Origin of the sequence: Pseudalkalibacillus salsuginis (assembly GCF_021646685.1) — a bacterium.
Classification (GTDB): Bacteria; Bacillota; Bacilli; order Bacillales; family Fictibacillaceae; genus Pseudalkalibacillus; species Pseudalkalibacillus salsuginis.
Window position 1 is genome coordinate 38042 of sequence record NZ_JAKJHW010000010.1, and the last position, 13267, is coordinate 51308.

The 13267-nt window shown below is 41.1% G+C and carries 11 protein-coding genes; 3 read left to right on the forward strand and 8 right to left on the reverse strand.

What is annotated here, in order from left to right; all coding sequences use genetic code 11:
- Positions 1 to 86: 86 nt before the first annotated feature.
- From L1611_RS18385 to shc, 8 genes are all read right to left on the reverse strand, one after another.
- Positions 87 to 848: an ABC transporter ATP-binding protein gene (locus tag L1611_RS18385; protein ID WP_236315173.1), complete on the reverse strand. Its 762-nt coding sequence runs from the start codon at positions 846 to 848 to the stop codon at positions 87 to 89.
- Positions 845 to 1645, reverse strand: a complete 801-nt coding sequence (locus L1611_RS18390) for an ABC transporter ATP-binding protein (RefSeq protein WP_236315174.1) — start codon at positions 1643 to 1645, stop codon at positions 845 to 847. Before L1611_RS18390 ends, L1611_RS18385 begins: the two co-directional genes overlap by 4 nt.
- Complete coding sequence (gene nikC / locus L1611_RS18395; protein WP_236315175.1) at positions 1642 to 2496, reverse strand: nickel transporter permease; 855 nt, start codon at positions 2494 to 2496, stop codon at positions 1642 to 1644. The genes L1611_RS18390 and nikC overlap by 4 nt, the downstream gene beginning before the upstream one ends.
- Entirely contained in the window at positions 2496 to 3440 is a 945-nt protein-coding gene (nikB, locus tag L1611_RS18400; protein ID WP_236315176.1) for a nickel ABC transporter permease, read from the reverse strand. The genes nikC and nikB overlap by 1 nt, the downstream gene beginning before the upstream one ends.
- A complete protein-coding gene (nikA, locus tag L1611_RS18405) occupies positions 3441 to 4955 on the reverse strand; it encodes a nickel ABC transporter substrate-binding protein (protein WP_407681748.1) in 1515 nt (504 codons plus the stop codon).
- A gap of 446 nt (positions 4956 to 5401) precedes the next feature.
- The gene (locus L1611_RS18410; protein ID WP_236315178.1) at positions 5402 to 6427 is read right to left on the reverse strand and encodes a serine hydrolase domain-containing protein; all 1026 of its coding nucleotides are present in this window, start codon (positions 6425 to 6427) and stop codon (positions 5402 to 5404) included.
- Positions 6428 to 6457: 30 nt separating this feature from the next.
- Positions 6458 to 7438 carry a ketoacyl-ACP synthase III gene (locus L1611_RS18415; protein WP_322972582.1) on the reverse strand — a complete coding sequence of 327 codons (981 nt, stop codon included), beginning with the start codon at positions 7436 to 7438 and terminating at the stop codon, positions 6458 to 6460.
- Between the two features lie 315 nt (positions 7439 to 7753).
- On the reverse strand, positions 7754 to 9637 hold the full coding sequence (gene shc, locus L1611_RS18420; protein WP_236315179.1) for a squalene--hopene cyclase: 1884 nt from the start codon (positions 9635 to 9637) through the stop codon (positions 7754 to 7756).
- A 68-nt stretch (positions 9638 to 9705) separates the two neighbouring features.
- Here shc and L1611_RS18425 point away from each other — a divergent pair, with 68 nt between their 5' ends.
- The 3 genes from L1611_RS18425 (at position 9706) to L1611_RS18430 (ending at position 13153) form a co-directional block, all read left to right on the forward strand.
- Positions 9706 to 10872 carry a DUF2515 family protein gene (locus L1611_RS18425; protein ID WP_236315180.1) on the forward strand — a complete coding sequence of 389 codons (1167 nt, stop codon included), beginning with the start codon at positions 9706 to 9708 and terminating at the stop codon, positions 10870 to 10872.
- Positions 10796 to 11260, forward strand: a complete 465-nt coding sequence (locus L1611_RS20985; protein ID WP_407681745.1) for a CBO0543 family protein — start codon at positions 10796 to 10798, stop codon at positions 11258 to 11260. The genes L1611_RS18425 and L1611_RS20985 overlap by 77 nt, the downstream gene beginning before the upstream one ends.
- Before the next feature lie 129 nt (positions 11261 to 11389).
- Positions 11390 to 13153, forward strand: coding sequence for a Rieske (2Fe-2S) protein (locus L1611_RS18430; protein WP_236315181.1), 1764 nt, complete (start codon positions 11390 to 11392; stop codon positions 13151 to 13153).
- Positions 13154 to 13267 lie beyond the last annotated feature (114 nt).

A 13267-nucleotide genomic window follows, 5' to 3' on the forward strand; every position in this document is an offset into this window, starting at 1 on the left:
TCTCTTCCCAAAGATTCCATCTCAATTTATTAAAATACGATATGGATGAAATGGAGTGAATAGGTGCCAGTTCACTATCGTTCTATCTAAAAAATTGAAATTAGCTCTTTAGTATAAGGATGGCGTTCCTCACTAAATAAATGATCGCGGTTGAATTGATCGACAAGCTTCCCTTCTTTCATGACTATGATCCGTTGGCTCATTTGGCTGACAGCTGCCAGATCATGTGAAATAAACAAGTAAGAGAGATTTAACATTTCGCGAAGTTCTGTCAATAAAGTAAGCACTGCCCCTTGCGAGATTACATCAAGGCTTGCAGTTGGCTCATCGAGAACAATAATCTCTGGTTCAATGCTGATAGCACGGGCAATCGTCACACGTTGACGTTGTCCACCACTTAATTCATGGGGATATCGATCAGCCAGGCCAGCCGGAAGCTCAACGGCTTCAAGAAGCTGCTTTACAAAATCATCCCTAGAGGTGTAAGAAAAATAGTTTAGATTAAGTTCCTTCCTGTACTGGGCGTAAGGATCAATCAGTGAATCCTTTATTTTAAGCTTTGGGTTTAAAGCAGCTGATGGATTTTGAAACACGATTTGAATCTTTTTCCGGTAAGGGTGCAACTGACGCTCACTAAGCTTTTCAATTGCTTCATCATTAAAATAGATCGAGCCACTGTCAATTGGTTCGATCCTCAGCAAGCAACGAGCCAAAGTACTTTTACCACAACCACTTTCACCGACGAGGCCTAGACATTCACCCTTGTTCAGTTCAAATGAGAGATTGTTCACCGCTGTTTTTGTTTCTTGGTATGATTTTTTCAGTCGTTCAACAGTAAGCAGACTCATACGTTTTCAACCTCTTTTAACCCAGATGGAAGGTCGTGTCCTATCCTGGGTGCAGCTTGGATCAACTGCTTGGTATATTCATGCTGCGGATGGTCAAGTATACGATGCTTACCGCCGGATTCAACGATTTTCCCCTCCTTCATGACAGCTAGACGAGTCCCATAGCGTCTGACATGGCGCCAATCATGGGTGATGAATAAAATCGTACAGCCTGTTTCCTTTTGCCGCTTTGCAAGCAATTCTAGAATCCTGTGGCCGGAGACGCTGTCAAGTGCTGTGGTTATCTCATCTGCAATCAATAAATCAGGTGACAGCAAAAGTGCCATAGCAATCGAAACCCGCTGAAGTTGCCCCCCGCTTAATTGAAAAGGGTATCGATTATACAAAGCTTCATCTAACCCAACTGAGTCAAGTGCTTCCATTGAATTTATTTGCTGGTCTTTGGTATCGGGAATACCATGGGCTTTCTGATATTCTTCAAAATGTTGTGCGATAGTTCTAAACGGTGTAAAAGAGCCTTGATAATCTTGGAAAACATAAGACAATTTTTGGCCACGGAATGACCTCATCCGTTTTGGAGATAACGATAGTAAATCTTCATCTTTAAAAAGAATCTTTCCCTCAACCTGCAAATTAGGTGAAAGCATTCTTCCAATTGCCTGTGAAAGTAAGCTTTTGCCGCTTCCACTTTGTCCAACCAGCGCATACCATTCTCCTTCACGAATAGAGAGTGATACATTATCGATAATTTTCTTTTCTTTGCTGCTGATGGATAATTGTTCAATTGATAAAATCATTGCTGCACCTCTTTCTTCACATCATAATGGTCACGTAAATAATCTCCCAGCATATTCGTTAACAGCACAACAACCATAATAGCTAAACCTGGATATATCATTAATTCAGGTCTTGACTGAAAATATGGACGAGAATCATTCAGCATTGCCCCCCATTCAGGAACTGGGGGCTGTGCTCCAAGTCCAATGTATGAAAAGGCAGAAATGAGCAAAATAATTTTGCCTAGATCAAGACTTGCGAGTACAAAAACATGCCCCATAATGTGAGGAAATAAATGCTTACGCATAATTTCACTTGAAGGTAGGCCATTAATACGGGCAATCAGCACATAATCTTTTTGGGATTCTGATAAAACCGTGCTACGGACAAGACGGGCATAATTTACCCATTTGACCATCACAATAGCAAGCACGAGGTTACCGATGCCCGGTCCAAGTAGACCACTTAGAACAATGGCGACAATCGTATCCGGAAAGGCTAAAAATCCATCGGCAATCCGCATGAATATCCGGTCTACCAACCCGCGTTTATACCCGGAAATAAGACCAAAGGGGATCCCGATGATAAGGGCGACAATCAGCGCCAGCAAGCTATAACCGATTGTTTGCTGACCACCCAGTAAGAGTCTGGTCAGTACGTCCCGACCGAGCTGATCTGTCCCAAGAGGATGTTGAAGGCTCATATCCTGAAGTCGATGATCGAGATTTGTTAATGTGGGATCATGCCGTAAATAAAAAAAAGCGTATACGGCGACTACAAAAACAAAGATAACACATATCACCGCCATAAGCCCTTGCCAACTGTGTTTTTTTACCTTTGGCAAACCTATACCTACAGACAATCCTTTCATCAGTTGGTCTCCCTTTCTTTTAGTTTCATCTCGGGATTTAAATATCTGTAAGATAAATCCACACATGTATTTACAAAGAAAACAATGATCGCCATGATTAAAATATACCCTTGTATAAGGGGATAATCACGTTGACGTATCGCATCAACGACAAGCTTTCCTATCCCTGGATACGCAAATAAAACTTCAATCACTACAACACCGCCAATCAGACTTCCTAAACTGACTCCAAATACGGTAATAACAGGAGGAAGGCTGTGTCGAAATGCATGGGTCAGAAAAATTCGCCTTTCCGACAACCCACGTGCTCTCGCTGCACGGATAAATTCCTGGCTAAGCGAATCCAGCAAGCTGGAACGAAGCAAACGGACATACACGCTTGAAATGGCCAGACCAAGTGTCAATGAGGGTAAGATCAATGAGACGAAGCCATCCCTCCCCATGGTTGGCAGCCAGTTGAAACGTACACCGAATAAATTAATAAAAATAAGGCCAAGCCAAAAACTTGGGATGGCCGCACCAAGAATAGATAGAATTCTGCTCACTTGATCAATCCAGCTATTACGATAAAGAGCAGATAGCGATCCTAATGGAATTGATACGACCAGCATGACAACCAACGAACCAAAGGCTAATTCCATAGTGGCAGGCAACCCCATTACAATCATATCCATTACAGGTTGGCCAGTGACATAAGACACCCCAAAATCAAGCTGGATAAATTTAAGCAGCCAAAGTCCGTACTGGACGAACAATGGCTTGTTAAATCCCATTTCCTCTCGTAATTCCTCCACTTGCTCCTGACTAACCGACAGCTCATCAACATTCAAAATTGTCAAAACAGGATCCCCAGGTGCTAGCCGAACAAACAAAAAACTAACAAATGTGATAAATAACATGAAAAATAGAACTTCAAAGAATTTCCGAGCAAGAATCTGAACCATTTACTTCACATCCAGCTCGTTGGTGATCATGTAATATTCACTTCGTGTCGTCACCCAATTTTTAACTTTGTTTTCGTTATACGCAACAATGGTGGAAGGATGCAAGACAAATGAATTGATCATATTGTCATGAACATAATCAGCCGCCTGCTCTGCAAGAACAGCTCGTTCTTCTTGACTGACCGTTTGATTGAGCTTGTCAATGATTTCAGTCAGTTCAGGCTCATGAGCGCCGCTAAAATTGAGAGCACCAGTAGGGTGATAGGTTGCATTCAAATAATAACCAGCATCACCACGCGGGGCTGTTAAATTACTGTACGTAGCCAAATCCCAGCCACGGTTTGTGGCCATATATTCCTCAGGGATGTCGATTTGGCGAATTTTAACATCAATTCCGATCCCTTTTGCGGTCGATTGAAAAACTTGAGCGATTAATGGCAAGTCTGCTCTTGCGCTATAAGTTAAAAGGGTAAATTCAAGAGGCTCTCCATCTTTTTGCATCACCCCGTTTTCAAGTGAATAGCCCGCCTCCTCCAAGTATTTGACAGCTATATCCGTTCCTGATTCCTTCTTCTCATATGATGGGGCAAACGGCAGTGATGGCAAAAATGGCCCAACAGCAGGTTCAGCATACCCTAAAAGAATTGAATCAACAATCTTCTCGCGGTCAATCAAGGCATCAACAGCGCGACGCACATTGACATCTTGTAAACTTTCGCGATCCATATTCATTGTCATTTGATGTACACGGAATGTCGCTGTCGATTCAACTTCAATCCCATCTTGTGTTCGTAACGATTCCAAGCTTACCACCTCTGGACGATAAACAATATCCACCTGCCCAGATTGAAGCGCAAGCGTACGAGCATTAGCATCCTCATTAAAAGCGAATGTTACTGAATCAAGGTTTGAAGCCCCATCCCAATAATCAGCATAGCGCTCGAGTTCAAGCTTGCTTCCAGGTGTAAACGACTTCAATGCAAATGGTCCTGTACCGACCGGTTTGTTGACTATGTCCTCCTCTGTTACGTCAATGATCGAAACATTTGGATTGACAAGCTCCGAAACGAATTCCGGAAAAGGTTCCTTTGTTGTGATATGTAATGTATAGCCATCTGCTTCAATCTTATCGATTTTAAGTGCATTTTGAATCGCAACATTCTCTTTCAGGGCTCGTTCAAGGGAGGCTTTCACTGCTTCAGCATCCATTTTATTTCCATTTTGAAATGTGACATCTTTACGGAGGTTAATCGTCCAATGTTGCCCATCCTCACCCTCCCAGCTTTCCGCTAGCCATGGGGCAATGGTTAAATTATCTTCATCTAGTCGGACTAGCGTTTCAGTTATCCCCGCTCTTAACGGTACATAACTTGAATCAACATGAGGATCTAGAGAATTAGTAGAGAAATTATAGAGAAAGCTGATGTGCTTGTCTTCTGCTTTTTTCTCACCTGTACTTCCTGTTGATTGCGTACAAGCACTTAACAAACTGACACAGACCAATAAAATCGCCATTTTAATCCTTTTGAAACTGATGTAGCTTTGCCAATACTTATTTGTTATCATGTGTGAACTCCCCTTTGGCGTAATCATTCCGATTTATAGTATATCGTAATCATTTCGATTTATATATTATAGGAATGCTTCTAATTTGACAAGGAAAAACATAGGTTCTGATCCAAACGTTTTTCACCAGCTTAATTACTTAAGCTTCACACCTGGCAATTCAATGTGTCCCTGATATGTAATACTTTGATGCAACCCTTGACAATATGCTCTTTGACAAACAAAAAACACCTCATCTAAACAGAAGAGGTGCTCTTTATGAAGGAGTATAATGAACGATACGAATTGACTGCCAAGCCGATTTTAAATCAAATTTAATGAACTACAAATGTTTAAACAGTAAAAAAGTAGAGCTTCCCGATTGTTTTAATGAAAATGATTCCAATAGTAAACGATCACTTTTTGTGAATTTTTATAATTTTCATCATTAGTTTTGCTGCTATTCTATGTCCGAAAAACTGATTAACGGTTCCAGAAAAGTAAAGATCAGTCTTGGGGTGATAAAAGGCATATGAACCAGATTGACCCCAGTGCCCTATTAGTCCGTCCTTTAACTCTAACAATGAGATTGGCTGGCTTGCAATACCAGTCCCATAATAAAATAATCCAGGACCAAAAAGAAGTTTCCAACTTTTCAGCTCATTGAAAGCTTCTTTCGGAAAGAAGCACCCACTAAAAAAAGCTTTCAGGAAGATCATAGTCTCTTCTGCGGTGGAGACAATACCACCTTCAGGCCCTATAGATGACATATACACCGGTAAATGCAGCTCCTTATCTTTGAAAAATAACGGAGCTGGTCTAGAATCATTTACATCTTCATATAAATATGTTTTTACTAAATTCAGTTCATTAAATATATGTTCCTTGAAGACTGTGTTTATATCTTTTTTTGTTATTATTTCTATGATTTTTCCTAAAAGTTGAAAGTTTGTATCGGAATACTGAGCCTTTTTTCCCGGTACAAATTTTGGTTTCTTCCGTTTTGCATGAGTAATCGTTTTATCGAAGCCCCATTTTTGGTCTTTCCCTGCAGTTAATTCAGAAACAGCATTGGCTGAAAAATAATCTGGAATCCCTGATGTATTTGACATTAGATGTTTAATTGTAATTTCCTTGGAGTAATCAACACCTCTATAGACATGAAGTTTATGGAGGATATCATCTGAGAGATAACTGGAAATTTTGTCTTCTAATTGAAGTTGATTTTCAGTTCTTAATTTTAGTAAAACAGCTGTAACGTATAATTTCGTTACACTTGCAATAAAAAAGGGTTGGTCTGCAGTCAAATTACCTGCATTACTTATAAGAGATAAAGAGCCATCACCTTTCTCTACACAAATTACTGTACCAAAAATGTTTTTTTTAGATACAGCATTTGACGTAATGTCATCAAGATAGGATTGGTCAATTATATTTGACAACCTGATATCCCCCGTTTCAATGAAAATAAATTAAACCGTCCATTTAATAATCTGGCCAGCATAGGCTAATCCTCCGCCGAATCCATATAGCAGAACGGTTTGGTCCGGGAGCAATAAACCCTCTCGAACTCCCATATCCAGAGACAGCGGTATTGTAGCTGATGAAGTATTCCCATAATACTCAAGGCTGTACAAAGTGTTTTCAATGGGTATATTACTTTTATCACATATGGATTCAATAATTCTTAAGTTGGCACTATGGGGAACAAACCAGTCAATATCCCCCAACTGGATCCTTGATTTCTCCAATAAAGTGTTTATTCCTTCAGGTACCGTATTGACTGCCCATTTATATACTTCTCTTCCATTTTGAACGATGTAGCCGCTATCCTTCAATTGTTCATCAAACATGTTGTTGGATAGGTCAGTACAATATAAACTGTCGCCCATTTCCCCTTCGGATCCAGCGTGGGCAGAAATAAAAGATGGACTCTTTTCGTCATATTCGATAAGGACAGCACCTGCGCCGTCACCAAATAATACACACGTTGTCCGATCACTATAATCGGTAATCTTTGAAAGTGTTTCTGCTCCAATCACTAAGATTTTCTTGTTTAGACCAGACGTTATCAAACCATTCGCCACATATAATCCATATGTAAATCCAGCACAAGCAGCGTTTAGGTCAATGGCTCCAGCATTTTTGATACCCAGCTTGGCTTGAACTAATGAAGCTGTGCTAGGTGTTTTAAAATCAGGAGTTAACGTACAACAGATAATCATATCTACATCTTCTACTTGTTTATCATACCGTTTAATCAAATTTTTTACAGCTTTCACACTTAGATCACTTGTATATTCATTTTCATCCGCTATTCTGCGTTCTCTCATTCCGGTGCGTTTAACAATCCATTCGTCATTTGTATCAACCAGTTCCTCTAAATCTCGATTTGTAAGCCTCTTCTCAGGTACATAGGATCCTATAGCCTTGATAGATGCTTTTGACATCATATTCGATTCCTCCCTTTTTAAGATTCTATTCATATTTTAACACTAACTATTAATACCAGGTACTAATTAAACACAAAAAAATAATAGGCTGACCCAAAACAATCGTGTTTGATACCACCAAAATAATATTTGTATAAAACCATGCTTTTTCTCTACATGTTGTTAGTAACGGTGAGAACCTGACTTATGGGACAGCCTCTTCGTTTTTATGGGAAAACGAAGGTGATTTCGTGTGTGTATTTGTACTGCGTGCCTTTCAAAAATTGAACCTGTTACCAACAGGAGAAGGGTTAATTGACGGTTTGAAAGTTGGTTTTATCCGGTGAACTTTTTTTGATAATTGCTTAATGTGAGCAATGGCCAGATATATCTATAGCTGTGGTAGTGTATATAGAACCCGCCTGCCATCCCTTGGCCTTTCGGATATCGGGTCGTCCAGTCGTCTTTTCCGCCATTTCTGATCAAGAATACTATTCCCTTTTCAATTTCGGCTGTACTTTCATCCGTAACTGCAATTAACGCATCTAATGCCCATGCCGTTTGTGTCAGTGTACTTTCACCTAATGGGATATACTTTCTTTCAATGTCGCTTTTGCATGATTCCCCCCATCCCCCATCGCTATTCTGGATCGAATGAAGCCATTCTACTGCCTTCTGGACAGATTGGTCGTGTAATGTTTTTCCGGCAGCAGCCATGCCAGTCAAAGCCGCCCATGTACCATATATATAGCAGATCCCCCATCGCCCATACCATGATCCTTCCTCTCGTTGGTTATTCTTCAACCAATTCACACCTTTTTTCATTATGGGTGAATCTTTATTTAATGAAGTATAATTCCCTAGGAACTCAAGCGTCCTCCCTGTCAAGTCCGATGTGGATGGGTCTAGTAACAAATGTTCAGCACCCTGGATCGGAGCGACTGCCAACCATTTTTTGTTGACGCCACGCTCGAAAGCGGGCCACCCCCCATCGTCATTCTGCATTGATAATACCCATCTGATTCCTCTAGTCCAGCCTTGTTGATAGGCGGGTTCAATTTCAACAAGCTCACAAATCGATCGGAGGCTGGCCGTCGAGTCATCCACATCAGGGTTGATCGTATTGATATTGGAAAATCCCCAACCACCAGGCATGGTATTCGGATTCCTCAATACCCAGTCTCCGAACCGGGTATGCTGGCGAGACAACAAATAGTGATTGGCACGCTGTATCGCGGCATTTTTACTGGGTAAACCTGCATCTTGCAGCACATGGGAAATCAGTGCTGTGTTCCAAACATTTGCCGTTGTATATTGCATATGAATAGCGTCGTCAATCCTGATAGCCATGGATCTTAATCCGTCAATAGCATTCCTGATCAAAGGATCATCGAGCTTATATCCGAGAGCATTCAGTGCAAAAATCATCAAGAAGGTTGAACTGAAATAGCTTAATAGAGTACCATCAGGCTCAATACGTTTGAGTATATATTGCTTAGCGGAGCTTACTGCCTTCTTTTTTATTTCTGCTGGTTTAGTGGTCAGTTTTTGTAGTTGATCCTTCATAAAGCTTAGCAAATTACGCCATTCTTCATTCCTTTTACCGGGTTGACCCGTCATGTGGTTGACATACAGATCAGAAAGATCGGGAGTATGAGAGGTTTTTCGATGATAACGGAAATGAGAAAGGATGAGAATGGGTGCTATGTTGGCTCTCCCGAAAACAGAGAAGTCATAGAAGTTGAGCGGGGAACTCTGTGGGAACAACATGATTTCAATCGGTAATGGAACGAGTGAGTCCCATGAATATTGACCCGTTATCGCCAAAAGGGTTTTGGTGAAAGTCTCTGCTCTCTCAATACCCCCTTGTTCAATGATAAAGTTTTTCGCTGCTATGATACGCGGGTCATTTTTATCGAGATATCCTGAATACAATAATGCGTAATAGGCTTGTATGGTAGATGACAAGTCTCCTTCTCCCGCATCATGAAATAACTTCCATCCACCGTTCTCCTCCTGATTATTGATTATTCTTCTGATAAGTGCTTGGATCAACCTTTCATCATTTATTTTAAATGATCGTAATAATATGATCATATAGGAATCTGTTGCAATTCCTGTTTCAAATGCATAATTCCATGAACCGTCACGGGTCTGATCTCTTAACAAGATTGAAATAAGTCGATTCATCTCACGCTCAATACCATCTTTCAAGTTCATCAACCTCCCATACTACAACCATACATATTCGTTTCATGTTATTAGAATTCATATGAGAGGAGCAGGTCATGATTTACAAATTCATCAAGAAAAATTCTTTTCATCAAACGATTCCTGGATATCTACTGCTCCTGCAAGAAGAACTTGAAGATAACCTGTCAAATCAGCCATATTCATCGGGTCTTACAAATTCAAAATTATCAAAATTTGAAAGGATGATTATGGAAGACATAAATACAAGAACAAGAGATTTTAATTTAAACAATGTTACCAGAACGCAGGCTTACCTTGATTTTTATTTGCGGAATCCAGAAATTCACTGGGCCTTTTTAGGGCATATGGTCTCCCGTAACGGTGGGTGGAATATGACGGATTTGAAAGGTGAGTTCCTTTCCCGGCTTCTGACCGAGAGGGAACAGCAGGATTTCTTTCTTTTTTTGGAACGAGGAAATTGGTTGATTTTCCAGGATGTTTTTCCGCAGCTGCTTCTTTATGAAAAAAGCAGACAGCTTGAGCGGCCTTTATTTCATCTCCTGCCATGCCTTTCGGTTTCCGTATTTATGAAGACGGTTTGGGATTTTTTCTGGCGATGGGGAGATCGTCCTTTGTTGGCTGTTTCATTGATTATCAATGAGCAAAGTTATTTGGAAGAAAAATTGCTGAAGGATGGACACTATACGAATGTTCTTCATACGATCGAGTTCAGCCTCCAGGATGTATTAAGCCTGAACCACATCCTTTTCCCCTTTGCTCGGAATGGTAAGACAAAATTAATGGGACAAACATTGCACCAATTCACTTCTCTTCACGAAAGAATAGAGCTAGGTAAACGAATGTACACATTATTATTTTCCGATGCAACGAAATATGCCGATTTTCTTCAATGGGCCACAGATCATCCACACACCGGATCGAGAAGTGATTATTGGTCCAACCTTTTCAAAAAGGTAAAGGAAACGATTCCTGGACGGCTTTACAATCCACAAATTAAAGATTGCAATCTTAAACAAGGAGCAAGCCATTTGTACAGCCCTCCACTTCAATTTGCGTGGGGTGATATCAAGCATAATGGACCCTCCCAGGGGGATTGGTGCAAGGATAGCAAGACAATCAATCATCTGATCAATATTCCAGATAGAGTGAATGGAGAGATTCAGCATGCCTATTGTAAATCGCTTGAAAAACTCGCCTTTACGATCTTTACAAAGAAGGCGATCTTTCTCAGGAAGGGGTAAAAATATTATCCCTTATATTGTTGTGGTATTAACCAGCGCTTTGTCATGCACTTATCTGGAATTGCTTTTTACAGGGCTTGGCTTTTATTCTTTTCCGCAACGTCCCTTCCCTCAACTATTCCCGATCGATATCCGTTTTACATTGATTGGTGTCCCGGTAGTGACCTCTTTAGTCCTTTTTGCTTTAACTATATTGGAAAAACAAGCAAGGATCGTTTTTCTGTTTGTTACCTCTTTCATTATGATGGTCGGTGAAATGATCAGCGATAATATCGGTTTACTAGTACATAGCCCTCAGTGGTCCCATGCATTTTCCTTTTTCGGATATATGCTTTTCTTTATGATGATTTGGACCATATTCAAGTGGACAGCAAGAAAAACCTCGTAAACACCTCATTTGAATCTCAGACTTTCGAATGAGAAAATCTTCAACTTATGAAGGATTTCGCTTATTGATAATTAATTTAAAGTAGTAGGTGAGAAGTACGGATAATCGAAAAAAAGGAGAGTGTATTCCATGGCAGAATCAATCCTTGTTGGTCCACTTGAGAAGTTGAAAATGGATGGTGCGAAAATCGTAAAAGATGGGAACCTTGGCATTGCTGTGTTTTTTCATGAAGGAGAGCTTCACGCAGTCGATAACCGGTGTCCTCATATGGGCTTTCCTCTACATATGGGCAGCCTTTGTGACGGTATCTTAACTTGTCACTGGCACCATGCACGATTCGATGTAAAAAGCGGCGGGACGTTAGATCCTTGGGCGGATGATGTACCTACCTATCCTGTAGAAGTGAAGAATGGTGAAGTTTGGGTCCACACTGTACCACATCAAAAAGTCACCGTTGAGAAATTACGACGACGCCTTCGAGAAGGCCTTGAACAGAGTTTAAGCCTGGTAATCGCAAAAGCGGTCGTTGGATTGGTTGAGGCAGGCATAGTACCAGGTGAAATTGCAAAAGTCGGTGTGGAATTCGGTACGAAGCACCGGCAAAGCGGATGGCGATCAGGACTCACGATTTTGACAGCAATGACGAATATTTTACCCAAACTTGATAAAACCGGCCAGATTCTTGCGTTGTATCAGGGGCTTGTCCATGTGGCAAGGGAAAGTTCAGGGATGGGAACGCGATTCCTACTAGGCTCGCTTCCAGGGTCGGATGAAATGGAAACACAATCTGTTGAAACGTTGACGAAATGGTACCGTCATTGTGTAGAAGTCCGTGATTCACAAGGTGCTGAAAGAGTTTTGCTTACCGCGATTAGATCTGGATGGTCAGAGGATCAACTAGCGGATATGATGATGACCGCAGTTACTGATCATTTTTATATTAATGCTGGTCATACCCTCGATTTCCATAATAAGGCCTTTGAAGTGCTGGGACATGTCGGGAATGATTATCGATCTTATGTGCTTACGTCATTACTTCCCGGAATATCGGATGTCTCACGAAGTGAAGAATCCCACAGTTGGCAATCACCCGTGGACTTAGTCACTCCATTAAAAAAAGCTTTTGAAAAGTTGCCAGACATCATTAGCAGAAAAAACGTGATAGATGGAAAAACGTTTGATGAAGAAGCATTCGTCGAACAGTTATTGTCTGATCAGCCCGTCAAAACGGTTGATAGGATGATGGATGCCTTGGAGTCAGGAGTCTCTCCGGTACGGTTATCACAGTTGGTCGCTTTGGCGGCTGCCGAAAGAATTGCACGATTTCACACCCAGAATGATTTCAGTGATTGGATCACAGTCCTTCACACTTTTACACACGCACATGCTGTACACCAAAGTTTAAGACGTTCTACAACGGTTGAATTGACAAGGGCAGTTTTCCATGGGGCGATGAGTGTCTATCTCGATCGGTTCTTGAATATGCCAGCTGCACGAAAACCTCAACCAGTTGAAGGAATAACCGAACCCCAAGATCCATCCGAATTGCTCAATCTCATGAACAAACAACAACAGGTAGCAGAAAGTGCTCGTTGGGTGGTGACTTATTTGGGCAGCGGGGGCGAAAAAGGAGCGCTCTTTAATACGCTGGGCCATGCCCTGTTAAGAGAAGATGCTGAGTTCCATTCATTCCAAATGTATGAAGCTGGGATTGTGGAACATGATTACTGGGCTAAGGATGATTCGCCATTATCGGAACGAGCACAAGAAACGCTGATCCTTGCCATTACCAGGTATTTAGCTGGGCATGCTCCCACAGCACGGGAAATGCCACATACAGCTCGTATTGCAATGAGACTACACAAAGGTGAAAAACTTTTTGAGGAAGATTGATGTAACGAAGAAAATTCTTGGCTGATCCTGCTTAAATTAGGTCTATGTTTACGAGACAAGTATTCAGATGCCTATTTTTAGGGTTTTTCGTCCAAATATGTAGACTATCATTTT